General features: G+C 44.9%; 17 protein-coding genes and 2 pseudogenes. 8 read left to right on the forward strand and 11 right to left on the reverse strand.

What is annotated here, in order from left to right; genetic code table 11:
* Nucleotides 1–100, forward strand: a pseudogene (locus tag JMX97_RS12510) (IS1 family transposase); the annotation flags it as partial.
* Nucleotides 101–209: 109 nt separating this feature from the next.
* Here the strand turns inward: JMX97_RS12510 and JMX97_RS12515 are convergent.
* Entirely contained in the window at nucleotides 210–1934 is a 1725-nt protein-coding gene (locus JMX97_RS12515; protein WP_201558627.1) for a mechanosensitive ion channel, read from the reverse strand.
* 508 nt (nucleotides 1935–2442) lie between these two features.
* On the opposite strand from JMX97_RS12515, the gene JMX97_RS12520 reads away from it, so the two are divergent.
* Complete coding sequence (locus JMX97_RS12520) at nucleotides 2443–3174, forward strand: FKBP-type peptidyl-prolyl cis-trans isomerase (protein WP_201558628.1); 732 nt, start codon at nucleotides 2443–2445, stop codon at nucleotides 3172–3174.
* Nucleotides 3175–3292: 118 nt separating this feature from the next.
* Here JMX97_RS12520 and argA read toward each other — a convergent pair whose 3' ends face one another.
* Entirely contained in the window at nucleotides 3293–4615 is a 1323-nt protein-coding gene (gene argA / locus JMX97_RS12525; RefSeq protein ID WP_201558630.1) for an amino-acid N-acetyltransferase, read from the reverse strand.
* A 297-nt stretch (nucleotides 4616–4912) separates the two neighbouring features.
* Here argA and JMX97_RS12530 point away from each other — a divergent pair, with 297 nt between their 5' ends.
* On the forward strand, nucleotides 4913–5497 hold the full coding sequence (locus tag JMX97_RS12530) for a hypothetical protein (protein ID WP_201558632.1): 585 nt from the start codon (nucleotides 4913–4915) through the stop codon (nucleotides 5495–5497).
* A 349-nt stretch (nucleotides 5498–5846) separates the two neighbouring features.
* Here JMX97_RS12530 and JMX97_RS12535 read toward each other — a convergent pair whose 3' ends face one another.
* The gene (locus JMX97_RS12535; protein WP_201558636.1) at nucleotides 5847–6878 is read right to left on the reverse strand and encodes a patatin-like phospholipase family protein; all 1032 of its coding nucleotides are present in this window, start codon (nucleotides 6876–6878) and stop codon (nucleotides 5847–5849) included.
* Between the two features lie 222 nt (nucleotides 6879–7100).
* On the opposite strand from JMX97_RS12535, the gene recG reads away from it, so the two are divergent.
* The 5 genes from recG (at nucleotide 7101) to JMX97_RS12560 (ending at nucleotide 16173) form a co-directional block, all read left to right on the forward strand.
* Nucleotides 7101–9476 (forward strand): ATP-dependent DNA helicase RecG, encoded by a 2376-nt coding sequence (gene recG, locus JMX97_RS12540; RefSeq protein WP_201558639.1) that lies wholly within the window; start codon nucleotides 7101–7103, stop codon nucleotides 9474–9476.
* Between the two features lie 259 nt (nucleotides 9477–9735).
* Nucleotides 9736–11097, forward strand: coding sequence for an efflux RND transporter periplasmic adaptor subunit (locus JMX97_RS12545; protein WP_201558640.1), 1362 nt, complete (start codon nucleotides 9736–9738; stop codon nucleotides 11095–11097).
* Nucleotides 11094–14216, forward strand: a complete 3123-nt coding sequence (locus JMX97_RS12550) for an efflux RND transporter permease subunit (protein ID WP_201558642.1) — start codon at nucleotides 11094–11096, stop codon at nucleotides 14214–14216. The genes JMX97_RS12545 and JMX97_RS12550 overlap by 4 nt, the downstream gene beginning before the upstream one ends.
* A gap of 88 nt (nucleotides 14217–14304) precedes the next feature.
* Complete coding sequence (locus tag JMX97_RS12555; RefSeq protein WP_201558644.1) at nucleotides 14305–14946, forward strand: YceI family protein; 642 nt, start codon at nucleotides 14305–14307, stop codon at nucleotides 14944–14946.
* 285 nt (nucleotides 14947–15231) lie between these two features.
* Nucleotides 15232–16173, forward strand: a complete 942-nt coding sequence (locus tag JMX97_RS12560; protein ID WP_201558646.1) for a DMT family transporter — start codon at nucleotides 15232–15234, stop codon at nucleotides 16171–16173.
* 178 nt (nucleotides 16174–16351) lie between these two features.
* Here the strand turns inward: JMX97_RS12560 and JMX97_RS12565 are convergent, their stop codons facing one another.
* The 8 genes and pseudogenes from JMX97_RS12565 to JMX97_RS13850 all read right to left on the reverse strand — a co-directional run.
* Nucleotides 16352–16813, reverse strand: coding sequence for a MaoC/PaaZ C-terminal domain-containing protein (locus tag JMX97_RS12565; protein ID WP_201558648.1), 462 nt, complete (start codon nucleotides 16811–16813; stop codon nucleotides 16352–16354).
* A 440-nt stretch (nucleotides 16814–17253) separates the two neighbouring features.
* A complete protein-coding gene (glmS, locus tag JMX97_RS12570; protein WP_201558650.1) occupies nucleotides 17254–19098 on the reverse strand; it encodes a glutamine--fructose-6-phosphate transaminase (isomerizing) in 1845 nt (614 codons plus the stop codon).
* 172 nt (nucleotides 19099–19270) lie between these two features.
* Nucleotides 19271–20653 (reverse strand): bifunctional UDP-N-acetylglucosamine diphosphorylase/glucosamine-1-phosphate N-acetyltransferase GlmU, encoded by a 1383-nt coding sequence (gene glmU, locus JMX97_RS12575; protein WP_201558652.1) that lies wholly within the window; start codon nucleotides 20651–20653, stop codon nucleotides 19271–19273.
* A 144-nt stretch (nucleotides 20654–20797) separates the two neighbouring features.
* A complete protein-coding gene (locus JMX97_RS12580) occupies nucleotides 20798–21376 on the reverse strand; it encodes a phosphatidylglycerophosphatase A (RefSeq protein WP_201558653.1) in 579 nt (192 codons plus the stop codon).
* A gap of 3 nt (nucleotides 21377–21379) precedes the next feature.
* Nucleotides 21380–22450: a thiamine-phosphate kinase gene (gene thiL / locus JMX97_RS12585; RefSeq protein ID WP_201558654.1), complete on the reverse strand. Its 1071-nt coding sequence runs from the start codon at nucleotides 22448–22450 to the stop codon at nucleotides 21380–21382.
* A 2-nt stretch (nucleotides 22451–22452) separates the two neighbouring features.
* Nucleotides 22453–23736, reverse strand: a complete 1284-nt coding sequence (gene nusB / locus JMX97_RS12590; RefSeq protein WP_201558655.1) for a transcription antitermination factor NusB — start codon at nucleotides 23734–23736, stop codon at nucleotides 22453–22455.
* 187 nt (nucleotides 23737–23923) lie between these two features.
* A complete protein-coding gene (gene ribE, locus JMX97_RS12595; RefSeq protein ID WP_201558656.1) occupies nucleotides 23924–24445 on the reverse strand; it encodes a 6,7-dimethyl-8-ribityllumazine synthase in 522 nt (173 codons plus the stop codon).
* A gap of 55 nt (nucleotides 24446–24500) precedes the next feature.
* A pseudogene (locus tag JMX97_RS13850) lies at nucleotides 24501–24600 on the reverse strand (IS1 family transposase); the annotation flags it as partial.

Here is a 24600-nt window from a genome sequence, read left to right on the forward strand (position 1 = left end):
TCGAGCCGTTAGAAGAACCTGTTGTTTCTCTAAAAAGCTTGATAATCACTTTAAAGTCTTTGATTTGGTGTTCTTTTATATCAATTATGGCTATGTCTGATGCCAGCATACTTTCTGATACACCACCAAATAAAACTCTAAATATTTGCCATAAAAAAAGACAGCCTAAGCTGTCTTTTTTATATTTAGAATAAAGTAGTAATTATGATTTATTTTAAGTCATCATTGTCAGTGTTACTGATATTAGAGCTATCGGTAAAATTAGGACCAGAAGACAAATCGGTAGTGCTATCCGTATTGTTATCATCGGTATCAAAATGATTGATATCAACCGTATCTGAACCCAAGTGAGTAGAGGCGCTTGTACTAGGTGTACTAGTAGTTGTTGCAGCGCTAGGCGTCGCATCATGAACAGCATCAGCAACTTTATCGGTAGTATCAGAGGTTGTTTTGGTATGACGCGTAGTGTTCACTTTTAAGCCTGTCTTTTCTTCGTCCATCTTATCCTGCATCTTGCGTAAGAAACGTGACGCTGCTTCTTGACCACCAAGACCGAAAGATAGGGCGAAGGCAACCGCAACGGCGCCTAATGTTAGACCAAATGCTAGGTTAACAATAGAATCAGCAATCCCCATCGCTTTTAGACCCATGGCAAGTACTAAGCCCATGATTAATACACGTACGATATTAGCTAAGAACTGTGATCCTTTTTCAGAGCGCTCAACGACACCAGCAATGATATTTGCAAGCCAAAAACCGATGAATAGAATGATCGCACCAAGGATAATGTTGGCACCAAAGGCGATAAACATGGTGATGATTGCTGAGATAGGTTCAAAGCCAAGTAAGTCAGCGGCTGCAATCGATGCAAACAACATTGCAAAGAAGGTAATCGCATAACCAACTAAGTCAGAGATTTTCTTATCACCCATAGTCTCTTGGAGACCGACTTTAGCGGGTAATTGGTTAACCTCAGTGTTTTCAAGCAAGCCTTTGATAATGTTAGCTACCATGCGTACTACATAGTAAGTCACAACCAAGATAGCTACAGCCATAAAGATATTAGGCAAAGCTTCTAGGATTTTGTTAAGCATATTAGTCGCAGGACGTGCGATAACGTCGATTTTCAAAGCATTTAAAGCAGCAATAATCGTTGGAATGATCACCACTAAGAACGCTAAAGAACCAGCGATATTAGGTAAGCTGTTTTGCTCACTTAAGCCTGCTTTAGAAGCAAGCTCTTGTACATTAAAGGTAGAGACAAGATTGGTCACAATGCCGCGTACGACTTTGGCGATGATATAACCCACCACAAAGACCACACCAGCAATAATAATATTAGGAATAAAGCCAAATATTTTATCAACCATATTAGTAAGCGGTGCAAATAAGCCATCAAGCTCTAATTGACCTAGAACCATGGTCAAAACAACCAATAAGATGAACCAATAAACCATGTCAGCAATAGTGCTGCTCATAGGCTTAACACCAGCATGAGCGCTTAGACGCTCATCCATTGTCGTTTTAGATAAGGCAGTATTGATCGCAGTGCGCGCAACTGTGGCGACAACCCAACCAATCACACCAACAGCGATAGCAGCAATTAGATTCGGAATAAATGCCAATACTTGGTTAACCATATTTGCAAATGGGGCAGATATAGAATCTAGATTCAGTTGGCTAAGGGCTCCTGAAATAGCAATAATAAAGATAAACCAGAAAACAATCTTGGAGATAATACCTTCTAAATCGTAGGTTTTGCCAGTTGATGAATTCATACGTTGGTTGAGGTTAACTTTAGCCAATACATTGCGCACAAGAGCAGCAATCCCAAGGGCAATTAGCCAACCGATAATAAAAATCAATATAGCGCCGATGATAGAGCCAATGGGCCCACCAAGATAGCCATTAAACGAGTTAAACATTGGATTCATCCTGTCCTCCTTTAATTATCATATGTCAGACTTGAAACTAAGTGTCTATTTAGGACTGCTAAAGACTGCGAGCCCGTTCATCTGACAGAGTGATAGTTATAAATAGTTTTTTAATTAGAGTTATTCATATATGCAACAGCAGAACAGGGTGGTTTGCCAATAACTTGAATGAAAATTACGAACCACTTACTCTATTGCCGCTTATTTGGCCTTCCATAACCGAAACCTAAGTGATAACGACCGCGATAAAAATTTATATAAAAAATTACGCTTGGTTACTTATCACCTGAGCTAACTTAGCTTAGCTGATAAGATGATGCGGATAAAGATAGAAACATTAACTTCTCACCATAGTTGTGTGATAAGTTGTTATTTTTATGGCAGATATTAACAAAGATTGTACATTAGCCCGATAATTTCATCGTAAATGTAGCCCACAAAACCAAGATTTGCTATGATGGCAAGCAGGTGACATTTCACCACTATTCTTACCACCCGAGAGTATTCTATGAAAAAAATCACTACCTTGACTGTCAGTGCACTAGCTGGCGCTATGTTATTAGCGACAGGTTGTAGCACTAACAATGGCAACCAAGAAACAGCCACTCCAAGCGTTTCAGTCACTGAGCAAAGTCCAGCAACCGAAAAAGTCGGTTATAGCTTGGGCTTTATGATGGCAGAAGGCAATAAAGATGCAGTTAAAGACTTAGATCTTGATACTTTTGAGCAAGGCTTCCGCGATGGTTACGAAGGTAAAGATTCAGCCTTAACCCAAGAGCAAATGCAAGAAGTGTTGACGACTTATCAAAAAGAGCAAGAAGAGCAATTTGTCCAAGACATGCAAAACAAAGCAGAAGAGAATAAAACCAAAGGCGCAGCCTTCTTAGCAGAAAATGCGAAGAAAGACGGCGTAAAAACAACGGATACTGGCCTACAGTACAAAATGCTGACAGCAGGTACAGGCAAATCACCAAAACCGACTGATGTGGTTGAAGTTAACTATGAAGGCAAACTGATCGACGGTACGGTATTTGATAGCTCTTATGAGCGCGGTGAGCCTATTGAGTTCCCATTGAATCAAGTTATCGCTGGCTGGACTGAAGGTCTACAGTTGATGAAAGAAGGCGGAAAATACGAATTCTATATCCCATCAGATATCGCTTATGGCGAGGCGGGTAACTCAGGTATCGAGCCTAACAGTACTTTAATCTTTACGGTTGAGCTGTTAAAAGTAAAATAATACGGTATTAAGAGATAACACGCCCTAATGATACGCAATAAAAAAAGCCCTCATATTTTATTATGAGGGCTTTTTTAGTATTGAGCGTTAGGTATGGATATAAAGCTAGGAGTAATAATTAAAGTGTTTTTTGGAAGACTTTAGAGTTGCGACCATTATGATATCTTTGCTGCCGATCTTCAGGTAGCACGCTGGCATCAACCTCAGCAAAGCCTTGCTCAACAAACCAATGCGCAGTACGGGTGGTTAACACAAACAACTTATGCAGACCGTGACTACGGGCTTGCTGCTCTAAAAATGCCAGTAAATCTGTGCCGCGGCTACCGCTACGATATTCAGGATGTACCGCCACACAGGCCACTTCTGCTGAATCAGCATTTAATGGATATAAGGCCGCACAGCCTAAAATCATACCGTCACGCTCAATCACACTATAGTTATCAATCTCTTGCTCTAGGCGTTCTTGTGAGCGACTAACTAAGATGCCTTGTTCCTCTAACGGCGATAACAGTTCAATAAGTCCAACCACATCATCGATATTAGCACGGCGAATCTCTTCGTATGGGTCATGGCTGATCAGTGTTCCGGAACCGTCACGGGTGAATAGCTCTTCTAATAGCGCGCCGTCTTTAGCATAAGAGATAATATGAGTACGATGCACACCTTGACGGCAAGCATTACTGGCACAGTGCAAGAAGTAATTAATTTCACAATTTAAATCACGTCCCCGTAAGAAACGATCGACTTCATTAGGGATCATTTCACGTAACAAACGATCATCATCATTAATGCCAGCTTCCTCGCCTAAAAATATAAGCTTATCAGCACTAAGGGCAACTGCCGCGCTAAGCGCCACGTCTTCTGCTAATAAATTAAAGACTTCACCAGTCGCTGAATAGCCCATTGAGCCTAGGATAACGATATGATTGTGCAGTAAGTTATTTTTAATAGCATCGACATCTATTGAGCGTACTTCACCGGTCATCTGATAATCAACGCCATCACGGATACCATAAGGGCGGGCAGTGACAAAATTACCCGAAACCGCATCAATACGTGAGCCATACATTGGCGAGTTGGCCAATCCCATCGAAAGCTGGGCTTCGAGTTGCAGGCGAATCATACCAACTGCCTGTAAGATAGAGGGCATGGCCTCGCGCGGTGTTACTCTAATATCTTGATGTAGTGGCGAGGTTATCCCTGCTTCTTTGAGGTTTTTCTCAATTTGCGGACGCGCACCGTGTACCAGTACCAGTTTGATACCCAAGCTATGCAACAAAGCAAAATCATGGATAAGCGTACTGAAATTAGGATGCTTGACCGCCTCGCCACCAAACATAATCACGAACGTCTTGCCGCGATGGGTATTAATATAGGGGGCAGAGTTACGGAACCAATGAACGTATTCAGGATTAATCTGTGGCATAGCGCTAGTAGTCATAATAGGAACAATAGTAGTCGGAATAAGGAAAGGGGCGTGACAAAATATTATCGAACGCTAAAGATTTACCATAGCAAAAAACACTGTTATGAGCTATCTTTTTATTTTAGCCAAATTAATGCGGATTTATAGTAGATTGAATAGGACATGTTGAATGTACACAACCTCAACACGGGGTTAGTGTACCCTTAAACGCTTTTTGCTATGCTAAGTGCTATTGTTTTTTATATGCTTTAGACACCACAACCCTCCGCTAGCACCGTTTTATCAATATATTAACTAGGAATAATAAAAATCATGAAAAAAAGCAACCATTTTGCCAATCCGTTTGCTGCTTGGACCGGTCATCGCTTGTTTCACGTCGTTGCCGGCACCTTGGTTGGTGCGATGGCAGTCACGCAAGCTTCCGCCATGTTGCCCATTCCAGAGCCTGCGCTTGGTAGCCCACTTGCTTTGCAAGTGGCAGATAATAGTAGTCGCGCTAGTGCGCAAGCCGTTAATAGTAAAATTACAGCTTCGCTTATTAGTGTTGATGCCACCGGTCAAGAGCTGTTAGTACCGGTCGATGCCAATACGCGCTTGCAGGCCGGTAATGTCTTAGAATATCAAGGGTATTTTACCAATACCAATACCGATCGGGTTCGTAAAATGACGGTTACTATGAGTATCCCTGAGCAAGTTGAATTGCTTGGCGGCGTCGCTCCGGAGTTTCCATATGGTAGCGCCGATGGTAATACCTTTGCTCGTATGCCATTGCGTGGCAAGATTGACAATCAACTGCAAGAGATTCCTTTAAAGTATTATCAAGCGGTGCGTTGGGATATCGAAGGTGTTGGCCTTAACGATACGGTAATGGTTAAATATCGTGCACGGGTTAAATAAAGTTAGTTTTAAGATTTTTTAGCGTATAAAAAAGCATCGCAATTCATGATTGTGGTGCTTTTTTTATAGTCATCTATTATTAACAAAAATTTCCTTATTTGCTGTGCGACCTTACCATTTTAAAGGCTGCAAAAACCTTACTAACCAGACTGTAGGTGTCTTAAATCAGACTGACGATATATGCTAAAAGAATAGTATAGTCAGTACCAAATAAAGTAGATACACATATGGTTTTGTATAACTGGTAGAAATTTTTCTAGCTTGCTGTGTGACTGCGTCACTCCAGAGGCTTCGAAAATTTCTCCCAGCTATCTCTTATATGTTTTAAAGCGGCTCAACTATATATAAGCTAGAGAACAGTGTATTTGCTCTTCGTCTTATCTTCAATAAGTTGCTTAATAGCGCTAATCTGTAGAGTAGTGGCCTGCGCTCCAGCATTGATAAGGGCACGGCGCTGGCTGGTATCCAATGAGCTGATGTGACTGACATTGGGTGTAATAAGAATGTCAGCTCGCAGTCGCTCATTGCGCATTGACGAGTTGTTGCTAGTCGCATTACTGTTGGTATTGGCAGTCCAATTAGTCTCGAGTAAACCCCAAAAGCTACTGAATGAAGTAATCGTTGGTAGTTTATTACGAGCTGCGGAAGAGGCATTAGGTTCAGTAACGTCAACGGCAATAATAATGTCAGCTCCTAAATCACGAGCGCTATCGACGGGTACTAAGCTGACCACGCCGCCATCAATGTATTTTTTACCGACCTTTTCGGGAATACGCGGGGCAATAAAGATATTGGGTACACTACAGGATGCTTGCACTGCCAGCCCTGCATTACCTTGGGTAAAGACTGCCTTTTTTAAACTGTGTTTTTCAGCAGCGATAGCCGCAAAGGCGATGGGAAAGACTTCTATCGGTCGACCGCCAACATGAGTGTTAATAAAATTTTTAAGTTTAATACCTTCAATAAAGCCTTGATTGGATAAGGTAAAGTCAGTCAATGCGCTATCAGGCGTGGTCAGCGCCAACTGTTCTAACTGCGCCGATGTATAGCCGCTGGCATATAGGCTACCTACTAAACTACCGACACTCGTCCCAACTACTAGCGTTGGGGTAATACCGCTTTCCTCTAAAGCTTTAATTACTCCAACATGAGCAAAGCCTTTGGCTCCGCCGCCACCTAAAACTAAAGCGACACTGGGTGTATTCGGAATAGAATTTACTTGCGCGGTAGTGGCGTTTGGCGTCATGCTACTGCAAGCACTTACCAGCAGAGCTAATGCGCCAAGCAAACTCGCACGACGTAGCAAGGATAAAGTTGTTAGGGTGTGGAGAGGGCTTCTAATAAGGCGAGTAATAGCGTGAGCAACAGTAGGAGCGGACATAACGAGACCTTTTGGCTTTTAAGTTCAGCCTTTAAATTTAAGCGTTAAATACATAGACGCATCATTACTAAATCGCTTAGCATAATCAAGTGTTTTGTCAGTTATAATGAGAGTATTAGATTCATTTTATAAGCCATTGATTATTATGTGGTTAAATATTTTCCTGTAGTCTTTTTATAATAAAAACAGGCAATTTAAGAGTAATGTGATCGGGAATTATTAATGCCAGTATCTAACAGGAATTTATCTGCCCATCCGTCAGCTGAACCTCCACTCTCGGCGCTTGATATGCCGGTGACGGCGCTGGCGGGTGTGGGGCCAAAAGTCGCAGAACAACTCGCGCAATTGGGCATTGTGCGTATTTTTGATCTGCTATTACACTTGCCGCGCGATTATGAGGATCGCAGCCGTTTGGTTTCGATAGGAGAACTTGCGCATGGACAAGCGGCACTGATTACAGGACGTGTTGTGCACGTTGATAATAAGCGTAGTGGTATGACGGTTATCATCGATGACAATAGCGGTACGGTTTCATTACGGTTTTTTAAAGTGTATCCCGGTTTAGCGCAAACCATGAGCTTGGGTACACAGCTACAACTGTTCGGTGAGACCAAAGTTAGTCGTTACGGCAAACAGATACATCATCCTGAATATCAAGTCGTTACCGATAGTGCAGCGGTTACCAATATGGGTCTACAACCGATTTATCCTTCCGTAAAAGGTTTGCATCAGAATAAGCTACGCACCCTAATTAAACTGGCATTACAGACCGTTCGCAGCCAAGGGTTACCGATGACTCTGTTCACCACAGACGATTTTGCCACTGTTGCTGATTTACCGCTAGTGCCTTTTAATACATTTAAAACCTCTCAATTAGATAATACAGAATCTGAAGATATCTTTTCAACGCTAGCGCGTAGTGTGCCAGATAACAGTATGTCAAAGAGCAGTGTTCACAAAGCCAATCCCTCTATTTATGAGTACCCAAATTCTGATGATGTAACTGATTATAGAGCCGATGAGACAGCTATTAATACAGTAGCAACTAGCGCTGCTAATAATGTTTATAACTTAACGATATTCGAAGCGTTGGTGTTATTACATACGCCGCCAACCTATACCGATGCTGGTCAACAATATAAATTATTGACCCAATTGAGCGAGCGCACCCATGCGGCCTGTCAGCGTTTAATTATTGAAGAACTGACTGCCCATCAGCTCAGCTTACTATATAGACGGCAGCAGTTGCATCAGCACAAAGCGCCAAAATGCGGCATGCAAAGTCCGCTGGCTGATAAGCTGTTTGCTGCTTTGCCGTTTAGCTTGACCAAGGCTCAGATAAGAGTCATGAAAGATATCACCGCTGATATGGCAACCTCGATTCCCATGCTCAGGCTGGTACAAGGAGATGTGGGCGCGGGCAAGACTTTGGTCGCCGCTGGTGCTGCCGGTTATGCGCTCGATAGTGGCTGGCAGGTTGCGATTATGGCACCGACTGAGATTTTAGCAGAACAACATTTACTAAATTTTAAACAATGGTTCGAGCCATTAGGAATTGGTGTCGGCTGGCTGGCGGGTAAGCAAACGGCCAAGCAGCGCCGTGAAGCATTAGAGGCAGTCGCAGAAAATACGGTGCAAGTGGTGGTCGGTACGCATGCGCTGTTTCAAGAGCAAGTACAGTTCGCCAAATTGGGATTGGTCATTATCGATGAGCAACATCGCTTTGGGGTTGAGCAGCGTATGGCGTTGACCAATAAAGGCGTGGCGGGTAGCACACCGCATCAGCTGGTGATGACCGCCACTCCAATTCCGCGTACGCTGGCAATGAGTGTCTATGGCGATATGGATAACTCCATCATTGATGAGCTGCCACCAGGTCGCACGCCAATTACGACGGTGACTATTGACCGCAATCGCCGTGATGAAGTCATTGAGCGTATTGCGTTTAATTGCGAGGCAGGACGGCAAGCTTATTGGGTTTGCTCGCTAGTTGAGGAATCTAGCGTACTTGATGCCCAAGCTGCCGAAGCCACCTATGAAGACTTAAATGAGCGTTTAGATATTCGTATCGGCTTAGTGCATGGCAAAATGAAATCTGCTGATAAACAAGCGGTGATGCAAGATTTTAAGGCAGGCAATTTAGATTTATTGATTGCTACTACGGTCATAGAGGTTGGTGTTGATGTGCCTAACGCTTCACTAATGGTTATCGAAAATGCCGAACGTTTGGGTCTGTCACAATTACACCAACTACGCGGACGGGTAGGGCGTGGCTCGACCAAAAGCTATTGCGTATTGCTATATCAAAAGCCGTTGTCTGAAACTGGTACTGAACGTTTAAGTGTGCTGCGAGACAGTACTGACGGCTTTGTGATTGCCCAAAAAGACTTGCAACTGCGTGGTCCTGGCGAGCTACTAGGTAAACGCCAAACTGGTAATGTCGGCTATTATTTAGCAGATCTGATTCGTGATGAGCAGTTATTTGCGATTGCTCAGCGGCTTGCCAAACACTTGATTCAAGACCCTGCGCGTAAGGCGGATGTGAGTCAACTAATCCACCGCTGGATGCCTGAGGCCAGTCGTTATACCAATGCTTAACTCTGTTTATTAACCTTATTATTATTCTAAATTCTTAGTTCTAAATTGTAATAAGTAATAATGCTTGGAAAATAGACGCTATAGACACGTGTTGATAATTGACGCGCTGGCGTTATGCTCTACAATGCTAACAGCCATTAGTAACCATGGTCAAAAAATATCTCCCTTTACAATGTCTGTTTCAACCTATCCAAATCGTAATTGTGTGATCTTTTACTGCTTCAGTTTTTATTATTGCGCTTATCTATAGAGACCGACTATGAGTGACTTTCAAGACCCTAATACTCAGCAAGATCCTAATGCCAAGCAAGAGCCTGATATTAAGCAAGAGTCCAATGTTAACTTGCCACCTGAGTCTGAGCTGCCACCATATCGTAAGCCTGACGCATCAGTAAATAAGTCATCGCCAAAATACCCTCTATGGCTTATCCCTGTTATGGCAGTAGTGCTCATAATGGGCGTACTATTAGGTAAATATTGGGGTGGTAATGAGGCCGTAAGTGATGAGTCGTCAGCGGCAAATAGTGCGCAAGGTAACAATGTTAGCAATGCTAGCGCAGGGGCGACTGCTGAACAGGCAGTATTGTCAGTCGAAACGGTACCGCCTAGCCAAGATAATATCGGTAACACTTTGACCGCTGACGGTACGATTAATGCTAAAGACATTGCTAATGTCAGCGCCAAGGTTAGTGGCGTCGCGATTGAGCGTATATTAGTCGAGGAAGGGCAGCGCGTTGAATCCGGACAAGTATTAGCGATATTTGATACTGATGCCATGCAGCAGCAAGTTTTGCAAGCGCAAGCAGATGTGGCAGAAGCTGAGGCTACCCTTGCGAATGCTAAAGCTGATGCGGCACGCGTGCTACCGCTAATCGATATTGATGCGATTAGTAAGCAAGAAGCCGACCGCTATCGTACTTCAGCATTACGTGCTGAGGCTGCCTTACAAGCATCAAGAGCTCGACTTAGTACTCAGCGCTTGAGCGTTGATAATGCCAAAGTAGTCGCGCCAGTAAGTGGGGTTATTAGTGAAAAAATGGTTGAGGTTGGCATGGTCGCAGGTGGTGAACCATTATTTACCATCATTAAAGGTGGTATTTTAGAGTGGCGAGCAGATATTGATCCCAAGCTAGTCGGCGAAGTACAAGTTGGCACCTCTGTCAAAGTTAACTTACCGAAAAGTCAGTCGGTCATGGGAGAGGTAAGCCGAATTGCCCCCACGGCGGATAATAATCGCCAAATTACTATTTACGCCAGCCTAGCTGCCAACTCAGCGGCGCGTGCCGGCATGTACCAAACGGGCGAATTCCTATTGGGCAGTGCCAGCATGCAAACCGTGCCAAATAGCGCCATTGTCAGTAATGATGGTTATGATTATGTGATGCTGGTGACAGACATCAAAACAGAGAAGGGTAAAACTGTTGGGCGCATTAAGCGGCAGCGCGTCACTCTTGGCGACCGTTTCGGCGATAGCGTGGCGGTCACAGAACCGATACCAGCTGACAGTAGGCTAGTCAAGCAAGGTGGTGGCTTCTTAAATGATGGCGATTTGGTACGTGTTGTTGATACGGTCAATAAAGACAGCGCAACAGCTGATACCACCACGCAGGCGCCTTCATGAGTTTAAATGTATCTGCGTATTCGATCAAAAACCCACTGGTCGCGATTCTATTGTTTGTGCTACTAACGATGGGTGGGCTGTTTGGCTTTAAGCAAATGAAAGTCCAACAGTTTCCTGATATTGACTTACCGGCCGTGGTGGTCACTGTCACTTTGCCTGGCGCTGCCCCCTCTCAGCTTGAAAATGATGTGGCCAAAAAAATTGAAAACAGGCTAACCAGTATCACCGGTATCAAGCATATTCGCAGCTCACTACAAACCGGCGCTGCGACCATCGTCACCGAGTTTGTATTGGATAAAGACATTCAAGAAGCAGTCGATGATGTGCGCTCAGCGGTTGGAGAGGTGCGTGGAGACCTGCCTGCTGCTGCCAATGACCCTATCATTACTCAAGTCTCAACCTCAGGCTTTCCAGTCGTTACTTACTCGGTCACTGCGGACAATATGAGCGTTGAGGATCTATCATGGTTCGTCGATGATACGATTACCAAGCGCTTATCAGATATCCAAGGGGTAGGATCGATCAGCCGTATTGGCGGTCTTGAGCGTCAGATAACCATCGCTGCTGATCCCATTGCCCTCAGCGGCTTGCAGTTTTCTGTTGCACAGCTGTCGCAGCAAATTGCTGGTATTCAACAAGACAGCTCAGGCGGTGAGGCTGAAGTTGGTAAATCTACCCAGACTATTCGTGTATTAGGGGCGGTTGAGCGTGCCCGTGAGCTGAATGATTTGCAGATTACCGTTCCGTCTGGTGGCACGCAAGCGCTTGGGCGTATAGCACAGGTAACTGATGGTGCTGCTGACCCCAACTCTATCGCCAAACTGGATGGAAAAACGGTAGTGGCATTTAACGTCGTCCGTTCGCGCGGAGCCAGCGAGGTTGAGGTGATGGCGCGCGTTGATGAAGCACTGGCGCAACTGAGCGCGGACATGAGCAATATCACCGTTGATAAAGTCTATGATCGCGCAACACCAGTCGCAGAGGATTATGAAGCGTCACTGCGGATGCTGATTGAAGGCGGTATTTTGGCCGTGATTGTGGTGTTTCTATTCCTACGTAATATTCGCGCGACCATCGTTACCGCTGTGGCCTTACCCTTATCGATTATCCCTACCTTTTTAGGGATGTATCTGTTCGATTTTAGCCTTAATATTATTTCACTATTGGCCTTATCCTTGGTAATTGGGGTGCTGGTCGATGATGCGATTGTCGAGGTCGAAAACATCATGCGCCATTTGCGTATGGGCAAAACGCCTTATCAAGCAGCGATGGAAGCGGCAGATGAGATTGGGCTTGCCGTGGTGGCGACCACCTTTACCTTAATCGCCGTATTTTTACCTACTGCCTTTATGGGCGGTATCGTTGGGCAGTTCTTTCGACAGTTTGGCTGGACCGCGGCGTTGGCCATTTTTGCCTCGTTGATGGTGGCGCGTTTAATTACTCCTATGATGGCAGCCTATATTCTTCGTCCAGAAAAAAAGCACGTTGAAAAGCAAAGCGCACTAATGACTTGGTATCTAAAAATAGTCACGTGGACGCTACACCATCGCTGGCTGACTATGGGTGCCACTTTGGTGCTGTTTGTCGCCTCACTGGCATTGGTCAAACTGCTACCGACCGCTTTTATTCCCGATAATGATATTGACCAAACAAGGGTAGCGATTGAGCTGACCCCCGATGTCGAGTTGGCAGATACAGAACGAGTAGCAGCGCTGGCAAGTGAGCGTATTTTAGCCTTGCCTGAAGTCACCCATATTTTTACGGCAGTTGGGCAAGCGCAAGCGTCTATGGGCTCAGACACTGGCGGTAGAGGATCCAAAAATACTGCTAGCTTAGATATCGTACTCGCACCAAGAGCGGATCGCGCTATCAAAAAAGAAATTGAACAAAAAATAAGCGCCATATTGGCAGAAGTGCCCAGTGCACGCTTTACGGTGGGCTTATCAAGTGGTGGCGAGACCGGTTATAATTTCTCTTTGACCAGTACCAGTCCAGAAGTACTAGAGCAGACCGTTCAACAAATTATGGCTGACATCCGCACGCTACCTAGTGCCGGTGCCGTCACCAGTGATCGTAGTCTACCGCGCCAAGAGTTGACGGTTACCCCTAACAGACTGGCGATGGCGGATAAAGGGGTCACTACTCAAGATATCGCAACTACTTTACGTATTGCTACGGTAGGCGACTATGAGCAGCGCTTATCTAAGCTCAACCTTGACACTCGGCAGATACCGATTGTGGTGCGTCTACCCGATGTGGCCAAACAAAGCGTCAATCAGCTAGAGGGCTTGTATGTTCCCAGTGCGCGTCCAGCGGGTCAAGGCGTACGCGTGGGCGAGGTGGCAACATTAGATTTTGGAACGGGACCTGCACAAATTAGCCGATTAGATCGCGAACGTGCCATCAGTATTACTGTGCAACCGGCGAATGGCGAGCTTGGAGAATTAGTCCAAGCGGTCAAAAACACGCCGACTATGCAAAACCTACCCGCATCGATTACCATAATCGAACAAGGCCAAGCAGAAAACATGGCAGAGCTATTTAGTGGCTTTATCATTGCTATGTCAGTCGGTATTGTCTGTATTCTTGGCGTCCTTATCTTACTGTTTGGACGTCTATTGCAGCCCTTTACCATTCTGATGGCGTTGCCCTTATCGATAGGTGGTGCGTTTGTCGGATTGGTCATTACTGATAGCAGCTTATCTATGCCCTCGATGATTGGTTTTATTATGTTAATGGGTATCGCCACTAAGAACTCTATTTTGCTAGTCGATTATGCGCTAATTGCTCAGCGTCGCGGCCTACCTCGTTTTGAAGCTATTATTGATTCGTGTCATAAGCGCGCTCGACCTATTATTATGACCACTATTGCGATGGGTGCTGGTATGTTACCGCTAGTATTCGGTTGGGGAGACGCAGATCCTACCTTCCGCCGTCCGATGGCAGCAGCGGTGTTAGGCGGGCTAGTAACTTCTACCTTATTAAGTTTGGTAGTCATTCCAGTGGTATATACGCTGATGGATGATGTCTCGACATGGTTTGCTAAATGGCTCATTCCACATGGTAAAGACGATGATAAAGGCCAAGCTAAAGAGCCTTTGACTACTGACGAGTTATAGAATTAATAGGCTGATATGATATAGCCAAACAGGGTGATCACAAAGGAAGTGATCTAGATGTCAAACAACGCTACAAAGGAATGCCATTATGAGTCAAGTTCTATTTAGCCAAATAACATTACGTTATCGTCAGCCTCTAGGAGTGCTATTGCTTTTGGCGGGTGCTGTTGTTGGCAGCGGTGCTAGTAGTAGCCACGCTGCCACTTATCTGCTCGAGCCCAACAATTCCAATGTCCGCTTCGCTATTGATCATTTTAATACCTCTACCAATACCGGTGGATTTTACAATCTGACCGGACAGCTAGATTATGATCCGCATGCAAAAACCGGCAGTATTTCCTTAGTCATTCCGATAAACTCTTTAAATACGGGCAATAAAGCTTTTGACTTAACACTCACTGGCCCTGACTTTTTTGATGTTGAGAAGTTTCCGTTGGCTTCTTTTGAGTCGACGAAGTGGTATTTTGCCGATGACAATGCTAGTGGTACGGCAGGATCAGATGTTGCAAAGGTTGATGGAAACTTGACTATGCACGGTATAACCAAGCCCATTACCTTAACGGCTACCAAGTTTAACTGTTACTTTAGCTTTATAGCCAAAAAGCCGGTATGCGGTGGCGATTTCACAGCCACGATTGATCGGACTAAGTGGGATATGAGCAAATACACTCTACTTGGTATTACTGAAAAAGTGACTTTAAATATTCAGATTGAAGCGGCGAAGCAGTAGCTAGGGTTAGTTAACAGTCGTTATAAGTGACAGTAACAAAGACCAAGACCAAGACCAAGACTGATCATGATGAGTTTTGGTCTTTTTGGTTTGTTATAGAGGATAGCGAGCAATACCGTATCAAGTTAAGAGTTGCTATGCCGAAAGCCTGTGATTACTCTACCAATAACTGAAAAATATTATTAAAACTATAATTCAACCGTTTTATGAACGGTCTTTACCTAGAGGCTTTTTAAGTAGCTAGAATTTGATATCAAGATACACTTTTAATCCTCAGGATATCTTATGGATGAATTTACGAAGCCGTATGAATCTCGCCGCAAGCATGCGTGGTTGATCCCTTTTATTTGTCTGCTGGCTGGAGGCGCCCTGATCGGCATATCTACCAATCTAGCGAAATATGCGGGCGAAATTGGTTTGGGTCCGCTAGCCTTTCTCTTCTGGTCAATCACTGGGGCCGCAATTATCCTGTTGGCTGTCGCGCTGCTACGTCATAAACCGCCACCTTTTAGTGCGCGCAGCTTCGAATATTACTTTGTCGCCGCGCTGGTTAGCGTCGCAGGCTCTAACCTAATATTTTTTTCCGCTGTCCCTCATGTTGGCGCAGGTTTTGTCGCTCTGATCATTGCCTTGCCACCGCTGCTCACGTATCTTGGTGCGTTGGCACTGCGGATGGAGCGGTTTCAGCTTTTCCGCGCTTTCGGCGTGGCGGCAGCACTTGTCGGTGCGGGTATTTTGGCCGCGCGCAAGTTTTCCGCGCCGGATGCCAGTGTGTTCTGGATTCTACTAGTTCTCTGTGGCCCCGTTTTGTTGGCAATTGGCAACCTCTATCGTACATTACGCTGGCCCGATAATGCGTCTCCCGATGCGCTCGCACCAGGCATGCTAATTGCGGCGGCAATTATGCTGGGTGTGCTCGGCATTCTACCGAATCTCTCGCTTACTGTTCCGCTAGGAGAGGTTATGCCACTTGGTTTAATCATCGTGCAGGCTTTTATCTTTGCAGGCCAGTTCCTACTGTTGTTCCTGCTCCAGAAGACCGGTGGTCCAGTTCTGTTGAGCCTACTAGGCTCAGTCGGTGCGGTAGTCGGCGTACCTGTAGCTGTCTTTTTACAAGGTGAGACCCCACCTGACGGGCTCATTCTGGGTGCGTCCCTAATCGCGCTCGGTGTTGCCTTAGTCACCTGGGGTGGAATAAAAATGGCAAAACCCAAAGAGCAATCCTAAAATACCCATATTTAAGCTCAACAATCATGATCCCCTCAAAGAGCCATTCACTTTTGAATATTCATTTCCTGCGGTAATTGCGAATCATACGAGCTGGTTGTCATCGCTCTAATTCCGCGACTGGTAGGCGACAAGATATTGGTCGGTTCTGACGGCAACTTGGAACTACTGATGGCAGTTACCGCATCTGTACATAGGCAGATATGGTCAGGACAAGGACAGGTTCAGCGTTCTGGTTAATTAACTCTCCAGCATAGGCGACTAGCGCACGACCTCGGTCGGACTGGAGTTGGATGTCTTTGATAACAAGGGATCCGGTGAGCGTGTCACCGGGACGTACTGGTCTGCGAAATTGCAGTCCATCGATTCCCGCCCCGCCGATCACGTTCAAGTTTTGGATGAAACTGTCAACTGATAGGCGCTGAAAGATAGCTAGAGTCTGGATGCCGCTGGCGATAATACCGCCAAAGTATCCGTCGGTGACGGCGCGCTCCTCGTCGATGTGGAAGAACTGCGGGTCCCATTGACGGGCGAAGGTCACTATATCGTCCGTGCTAATCGTGTATTTGCCCAACTCGGTACGGTCACCTAGGTTTAGGTCTGCAATAGATAGTCGGTCGGTTGCAACGTTTGATTTCATGGAATTCATCTTTCACCTGTGTAATAGTTATATTTTTACTTTAGAAAACATGACCTACGTTATTGATCCTGTGGTGCTGATACTGTCATTATTCTCTGCAATATTTTTGATTGCTTCCGCTTTGAGTTCTGCACTGTAGGTCTTCCTTTTCTTGGTCATGGTAAACACCTGTTTACGTTATTAGCTTACCAAATTGAAGTCAACGGTTTTTTAAGCATACATCATCATGATAATGGTTTCTATTTTTATAGCACAACATAATATTAAAGACGATAAGACGTAAAACTTTAGAGTGGTCGACCTTATTTGATCAGATAGAAAAAACCCTGCTATTGTATTTAACAATAACAGGGTCGTTTAAAGATCGATAAGATGACACTTTATTACTTAGTATGATACTTTATTACTCAATGACAAGTGTCAGCCTTTCAATTCATCAATTATTCGACCGTTACTGATTTTGCTAAATTTCTAGGCTGATCAACATCGGTACCGCGCATGACGGCAACATGATAGGACAAGAGCTGTACTGGCACACTATAAACGATAGGCGCTAAAGTCTCACAAACATCAGGCACATAAACCACATGCATGCGCTCCTCAGCGAGCATCTTGCTGGATTCACTAGCAAAGATAAATAGCTCACCATGGCGCGCGTGAACCTCTTGCATATTGGCTTTCAGCTTGTCAAACATACTGTCTTTAGGTGCCAGCACCACAATAGGCATGTCCTTATCAACCAAAGCTAATGGGCCATGCTTAAGCTCGCCAGCAGCGTAACCTTCAGCGTGAATATAGGAGATTTCTTTAAGCTTTAATGCGCCTTCTAAGGCGATGGGAAATTGTAGACCACGACCTAAGAACAGGCAGCTTTTTTTATCCTCAAAATGCTCGCTCATCTCTTTAATACGTGCATCAAGGTTTAAGCTAGCATAAAGCTGACCGGGCAACTTTTGTAGCTCGCCAAGCAGCGTGGTTAAGCGCTCGCCAGTTATACGCTGCTGAACAACGCCGACCTTTAATATTAACAGCATGAGAGCTGCAAGCTGAGTGGTAAAGGCTTTGGTTGAAGCCACACCAATCTCAGGACCCGCAAGCGTAGGCAAGAAAATATCGGTTTCGCGTACCAATGATGAGGTTGGTACATTACATAGTGCCAAGCTCACTAGGCCTGCTGGGGTATGTTTTTGGGTATCACGTAGCGCTGATAAAGTATCGGCCGTTTCACCAGATTGAGAAATACAAATCACTAATGAGTTATCGACCACCACAGGGTTACGATAGCGGAACTCACTGGCCACCTCAACGGAGCATGGCATGCGTGTAAGATTCTCAAACCAGTATTTAGCAACCATGCCGGCGTGATAGCTGGTACCACAAGCAATTACTTGTACATGGCGAATACCTGCTAACTTCGCTTCATGACGCTGCAAAAAGTCTTTACGAAGCGTAGAAGTATCAGCACTATCAATGGCCATCTCAAGCGTTCGTGCGACTGCGTCGGGCTGCTCGTAGATTTCTTTGAGCATATAATGCTTATACTCGCCCTTGTCAGCGTTGTGCTGTTTGGCATCAATCTCGTGGATTTGACGGCTAACTTCTACGCCATCAGCGTAGACTGTGATGCTATTGCGAGTGATTTTGGCAATGTCGCCTTCTTCTAGATATATAAAACGGTTGGTCACCGGTAACAGCGCTAATTGATCTGAAGCAATAAAGTTCTCACCGATGCCCACGCCAATTACTAATGGCGAGCCTAGACGTACCGTGATTAGCTCTTCTGGACTATCCACATGAATGATTCCTAATGCAAACGCACCATGTAAAAGCGGAATGACAGCGCGAACGGCTTCTAATAAGTCTGGCGTTTGTTGATAAAGGTCATTAATCAGATGGGCGACTACTTCAGTATCGGTTTCCGAGGTAAACTCATAACCCTTTGCCACTAACTCTTCTTTCAGCTCAGCGTAGTTTTCGACAATACCATTATGTACCACGGCAATCTTACCTGAAACGTGCGGGTGGGCATTACGCTGTGCTGGCTCGCCATGAGTCGCCCAGCGAGTATGAGCAATACCAATATGACCGTCAAAAAATTCTGGGTTTACGGCTACCGCATCAACCAGTTCTTTTACTTTGCCCACTTGGCGTTCACGATGCAACCCACCATCACGGATGATGGTCAGACCAGCGGAATCATAGCCTCGATATTCCAAGCGCTTTAAGCCTTCAAGTAAGATATTTGCAATATTACGCTCAGCAACTGCGCCTACGATTCCGCACATAGCGATTCCTTAAATTAACTATATTGTTATAAAAACGGTTATCAAATAATGTTTTTATGAAATGAGTGAGTAGAGTAACGGCTACCCAAGATACTATTAAGCAGCACCACAAAGTTATTGTCGCACTGCTCAAGGTTATTCAAATTTTTTTATCTCTACTTTACTAATTTTACTATTTAGATGTTTTTGTCGGACGTTGAAAGTTGGTCTTTTGTACTTGCCGTGCGCGCCCAAGCGCTAAGGCATCAGCATCAACATCATCGGTAATTACCGATCCGGCAGCGACTGTTGCTGTACTACCAATCGTCACGGGTGCAACCAGACTGACATTTGAGCCCACAAAGGCGTTATCGTTAATGACAGTTTGCGATTTATTGACGCCATCATAATTACAAGTAATCACACCTGCACCAACATTTACGTTCGTGCCAATGGTGGCATCACCAATATAACTCAAATGGTTGACTTTGCTGCCATGACCAATTGTTGATTTCTTAATCTCAACAAAGTTACCAACACGACTGCTGTCCGCCAAAACGGTGCCAGGACGCAAATGGGCAAAAGGACCGATATCAACACCAGCACCGATGTGGGCTTGATCGACAACGCAATAAGGTTTTAGATGACAAGCATTACCGATTTGAGCATTTTTAATAATACAGCCCGCTTCGATATAAACGTTATCGCCCAATGTACAGTCGCCTTCGAACACCACACCGACATCGACAAATACGTCCTGCCCAGCAGTCAACGTGCCGCGAATGTCGACGCGGGTAGGATCAGCAAACTGTACGCCGGCTACTTGTAAGTCCTGTACCAATTTACCTTGCCATGACCGCTCTAAGCTCGCAAGCTGTTGGCGGTTATTCACACCTTCAATCTCAAACGTATGCTCAGGCTCAATAGCCGCAATATTAATACCGTCAGCCACTGCCATTTTGACAATATCGGTTAGATAATATTCTTGCTGAGCATTGTCATTAGACAGTTTTGGCAAATATTTATGGAGCAGCGCGTTGTCAACGCAGTAAATACCACTATTAATCTCTTGGATTTTTTGCTCATCACTGCTAGCATCTTTTTGCTCAACGATGGCTTCGATATTGCCGACTCGATCACGTTTAATACGTCCCAGTCCAAAAGGATTATCGACCGTTAAGGTCAACATCGACACACCCTCGTTATTGGCAGTCTGTAACTTAGTCAAAGTACAAGAGCTGACTAGCGGCACATCCCCGTATAGAATTAAACTTTGACCATCCTTTGGCAATTGGGCGAGAGCAACTTTTACCGCATGACCCGTACCCAATTGCTCAGTCTGAGCCACCCAAGTAATTGAAAGATGCGCATACTGATCAGTAATCGCCGTCTGGACTTGCTCTCCGCCAAAACCGTGCACTACAATAGTTTCATCTACAGTAAGCTGATGACAGGTGTCTAATACGTGACCAAGTAAAGACTTGCCAGCTAGTGTCTGTAGCACTTTTGGCTTAGCCGATTGCATACGCGTGCCTTTACCGGCCGCCAGAATAATCACAGAAAGAGAAGAGGTCATAGCATTCCTAAAAGATAGCTCTACAAATGTAACAAAATATAATCTTAATTATAGCGCAAATGTTTGTTGAATAAAAATGGTAAGCAGTGTGAGCTTTGTAACTTTGGCTTATTACTGACTATTAGCTATACACTTCGTTGTCGCTTACAACAGCATGCCTAATATAACTATGATCCAAACTGCTGCTGCCATAATACCAGCGATAATATCATCAAGCATAATACCTAGACCGCCAGCGACTTTTTTATCTGCCCAGCTAATGGGTGGTGGTTTGATAATGTCAAAAAATCGGAACAATACAAAGGCGATAACGATCGCAATAAGGGATAGAGTCTGCGTTACATCTTGCCAGTAGTTTGCTGAAGAAACGCCCATATAAGAAAAGGGCAGTAGGGTGATCCATATACCAGCCCATTCATCCCAAACGATATGCGGATCATCGTGACCTCCCATCAGATCAGAGGTACGACCGCATATCCAAATCCCAATCACGCAAGACAGAAGGGTAATGATTAGAAACGGCACAAAGCCCAAGCTCATCAGTGGTATGGCGACTATAAGTCCGCCAACCGTACCCCAAGTCCCTGGTGCACGGCGTGGTAGGCCGCTACCTAGCCCAAGACCCAACCAATAAACAATACGGTCAAGCGCGCTAGCATGCACAGGCAATGGCGGGCAGTCGTTAGCTTTACTAATATCAGGTTTAGATAAGTCTTCAGTCATGGGTTAACCTGCAAAATGTTGGTAACCCGTCAGAGTCGGCCATGTGGTAAAAGGCGAGGGTTGGCTTGGTGTTACTGCTTGATTCTGATAAAACAGTTCAGGACGCGGCGATGCTATAGTCTTGTTGAAGTCAGTATCTAGAGAAACAGCTTCAGTAGAGTCAAACACATTTGCTACTGCAATAACTTCACCAATACAGCTGATCGATGTATTACCGGTGGGCGGGGTGACGTTGGCAGGTAAGGTAAATGCCAGTTCATAATCGTCACCACCTGTTAATTGGCACAGTAACCGTTCAGACAAATCGATCCTTGATAAAGGCACACTACTTGGCAACTGCTCAAGGTTAAGACGCATACTGACATGACTTTGCTGACAAATATGACCCAAATCTTGATAAAGACCATCAGAGATATCAATCATTGCGGTCGCGCCAATTTGTGCTAATGCGATACCTAGTTGGACACGTGGCGTCGGCATATGTAATCGATGCGCCAGCTCAACCCCAACACTATTATCAGGATGCTGCAAAGCGTAAGCGGCGTCACCAAGCGTACCTGAAACATAGACCTTATCACCAACCTGCGCCCCTGAGCGGTATACCGCTGGCGTTTCTATGGCAAGGAATCCTTGGGCGCTGACGCTTAGTACTAAGGTGTCATTACGAGTAGTATCGCCACCGATAAGGGTCACATCGAATAACTGGCAGGCGTGGAATAAACCTTTAGCAAATTCAGTCAACCACTCTTTATTTGCGAGGCGCCCAGGCAATGCTAATGCTAGCAAGATACTATGCGGCGTTGCGCCCATAGCAGCAAGGTCTGAGACGTTGACCGCCACTGCTTTATAACCAATGGCAAACGCCAGCTGCTGCATTTGCGCCCAATCAGCACTAAAGTGCCGACCTTGCACTAAGGTGTCAATACAGCTGACCAAGCGCGACCCTGCTGGCATGGCCATCACTGCCGCATCATCACCGATACCTTTTTCGATACCTTTTTTGCTATTAGCGGCTAACGAATTATCCGCTTGCAATTGGCAGAATATTTCCTCAATCAGCTCAAACTCGTTCATGGTTAGTCTTTGCTTTTTGTATCAGTATTGTTTACATCAGAGTCGTTCAAATCGATATCGTTCAACTTAGCGTCATTCGACTCAGTAGTATTTGATTCCGTGCTTTCTACTTCAGTGTCAGTTATTTCAGGGCTATTGGTTTTGACACTGATTGACTCTAAATCACTTGCTTCAACACTAGCTGTAGCGCTGGTATCTGAAACCTCATTTTCAACAATACTGTTTTCTGATTCTGGCGAAGCCTCAACGTTGTCAGTATTTACATCGGAGCTGACCGTATCATCAGTAACTCTAGTGTCGTTATCGACAACCGCACTCTCATTAACAGAGTCGTTATTAACAGCTTCATTATCAACAGCAACGTCAGCAGTATTTATATTATCAACAGTAGCATCAACAACGCCATCTGCCTTATCAGAAGCAATTGATTTAGCGCTTTCTTCTTTAGCCTTGCTGTTTTCAACGGCTGCTTTGATGCTCATTCCAGCATTGGTTTTATTAGGACGGTTACGTTTGACGCTAGCATTATTGGCACTGATACGGGGTTTATTTGAAGCGGTTGGCTCGTTCTTGCTATCAGCTTCTATGTCGACTATATTTTCAGTAGTGTCCACTTGAGTCACATCATTTTTTACATCTGCCGGCTTGATAGCTGCTTTCTGTGAGGTACGTAGGTTGGCTTTGATATCGGCTTGTACTTCAACGTCACGTAACTCAACTGCTATTCTGTCTAATACCGCATTAATCAATTTATGAGCATCAGTTGCGCCAAAGTGATTATTCAGCTTCATCGCTTCATCAAGCACCACTTTATAAGGAATTTCTAAGCGGTTTTGCAGCTCATAAGTACCGATAAGCAAGATGGCGTGCTCAACCGTATCCAGTTTATCGATTTCACGGTCCAGATGCTGGCTGATAAGCGCATTCAGCGTTTCAATCTGCTCTGGAATGTCATGCATCATTTCATGGTAGTAGCCAATATGTACCGTATGCATAGCGTTAGTTGCGCGCGTACGTGCTGCGATATCATGCGGGGCATTGGCTTTCCAACCGAGCTTACCACTGGTATCGAAGCGGTGGTCAGTAACGAGCCATTCATACAAGCCTTGCATGGCAAATCGTCGCGCCTTACGGATAGCGGTGTGACTGGTCTTATAAGAAGACTCACTCATATCGAAGTTTTGGTCACCCGCACTGCTACTTGCTGTACCGATAGATTCAGCTTGTTCAGAATTGCTTTGTGCGGTTTTCGCAGCGCTAATGGCGCGCTTGAGTTGGTCAGTCATAGAGGGTCAATACCTGAATTTTAAAATAGTGTTTTAAAAAGAGTTCGTAAAAAATGCGACGAAAAAGTCAAACCATAAACGGCTGATAAATTTTGACAGCCGCTTAGTAACGCTTAAGCGCTGCAAGCATAAGCTACAGCGCTGAATAAAAACTTTAAACTAAATAGCTTATATAAATTAAGCCTATTTAAACACTGTCACTACTATCGTCAATATCTAATTGCGATAAAACCGCAATCATCTCAAGCACGACCATCGCGGCTTCAGAGCCTTTATTACCTGCTTTGGTACCTGCGCGTTCAATAGCTTGCTCAATGCTGTCAGTCGTCAAGACGCCATTAGCAACGGGAATATTATAGTCGATAGCGACACTGCTTAGGCCTTTTGCTGACTCGCTAGCAACAAAATCAAAGTGCGGTGTGCTACCACGGATAATGGCACCTAAGGCAATAATGGCGTCAAAACGATCGGACTCAGCAGCACGTTGGGCAACAAGTGGTAATTCAAACGCACCAGGCACGCGAATAACGCTGATATTACTTCCTAGTACGCCGTGACGTAGTAGGGCGTCGATAGCGCCATCAACCAATGACTCTACTACAAAACCATTAAAACGCGCCACTACGATACCGATGCGGGCGTCTTCATTTTGATGTAGATTGCCATCGATATGGGTGACGTCATTGCGCTGCTGTTGTAAATTTGACATAGGAGTATCCTGTGAATAATTAGATTTTGGTGGTGTTTCAAAAAGTATGCTGGCATTAGACATAACCATAATTGATATAAAAGAACAGCATATTGAACGTTTTAAAGTGATTGTCGAGTTTCTTAGAAAAAGCACAAGTCTTTCTAACTGCTCGC

The organism is Psychrobacter sp. 72-O-c (assembly GCF_904846605.1).
In the GTDB taxonomy this organism is placed as follows: Bacteria; Pseudomonadota; Gammaproteobacteria; order Pseudomonadales; family Moraxellaceae; genus Psychrobacter.

Excerpts from the sequence above, each read along its gene's own strand:
- JMX97_RS12565 (WP_201558648.1), bottom strand. The coding sequence starts at position 16,813 with ATGAAATCAAACGTTGCAACCGACCGACTATCTATTGCAGACCTAAAC.
- JMX97_RS12550 (WP_201558642.1), top strand. The coding sequence starts at position 11,094 with ATGAGTTTAAATGTATCTGCGTATTCGATCAAAAACCCACTGGTCGCG.
- JMX97_RS12555 (WP_201558644.1), top strand. The coding sequence starts at position 14,305 with ATGAGTCAAGTTCTATTTAGCCAAATAACATTACGTTATCGTCAGCCT.
- JMX97_RS12530 (WP_201558632.1), top strand. The coding sequence starts at position 4,913 with ATGAAAAAAAGCAACCATTTTGCCAATCCGTTTGCTGCTTGGACCGGT.
- recG (WP_201558639.1), top strand. The coding sequence starts at position 7,101 with ATGCCAGTATCTAACAGGAATTTATCTGCCCATCCGTCAGCTGAACCT.
- glmS (WP_201558650.1), bottom strand. The coding sequence starts at position 19,098 with ATGTGCGGAATCGTAGGCGCAGTTGCTGAGCGTAATATTGCAAATATC.
- JMX97_RS12535 (WP_201558636.1), bottom strand. The coding sequence starts at position 6,878 with ATGTCCGCTCCTACTGTTGCTCACGCTATTACTCGCCTTATTAGAAGC.
- thiL (WP_201558654.1), bottom strand. The coding sequence starts at position 22,450 with ATGAACGAGTTTGAGCTGATTGAGGAAATATTCTGCCAATTGCAAGCG.
- nusB (WP_201558655.1), bottom strand. The coding sequence starts at position 23,736 with ATGACTGACCAACTCAAGCGCGCCATTAGCGCTGCGAAAACCGCACAA.
- glmU (WP_201558652.1), bottom strand. The coding sequence starts at position 20,653 with ATGACCTCTTCTCTTTCTGTGATTATTCTGGCGGCCGGTAAAGGCACG.
- ribE (WP_201558656.1), bottom strand. The coding sequence starts at position 24,445 with ATGTCAAATTTACAACAGCAGCGCAATGACGTCACCCATATCGATGGC.
- JMX97_RS12520 (WP_201558628.1), top strand. The coding sequence starts at position 2,443 with ATGAAAAAAATCACTACCTTGACTGTCAGTGCACTAGCTGGCGCTATG.
- JMX97_RS12515 (WP_201558627.1), bottom strand. The coding sequence starts at position 1,934 with ATGAATCCAATGTTTAACTCGTTTAATGGCTATCTTGGTGGGCCCATT.
- JMX97_RS12560 (WP_201558646.1), top strand. The coding sequence starts at position 15,232 with ATGGATGAATTTACGAAGCCGTATGAATCTCGCCGCAAGCATGCGTGG.
- JMX97_RS12580 (WP_201558653.1), bottom strand. The coding sequence starts at position 21,376 with ATGACTGAAGACTTATCTAAACCTGATATTAGTAAAGCTAACGACTGC.
- argA (WP_201558630.1), bottom strand. The coding sequence starts at position 4,615 with ATGACTACTAGCGCTATGCCACAGATTAATCCTGAATACGTTCATTGG.
- JMX97_RS12545 (WP_201558640.1), top strand. The coding sequence starts at position 9,736 with ATGAGTGACTTTCAAGACCCTAATACTCAGCAAGATCCTAATGCCAAG.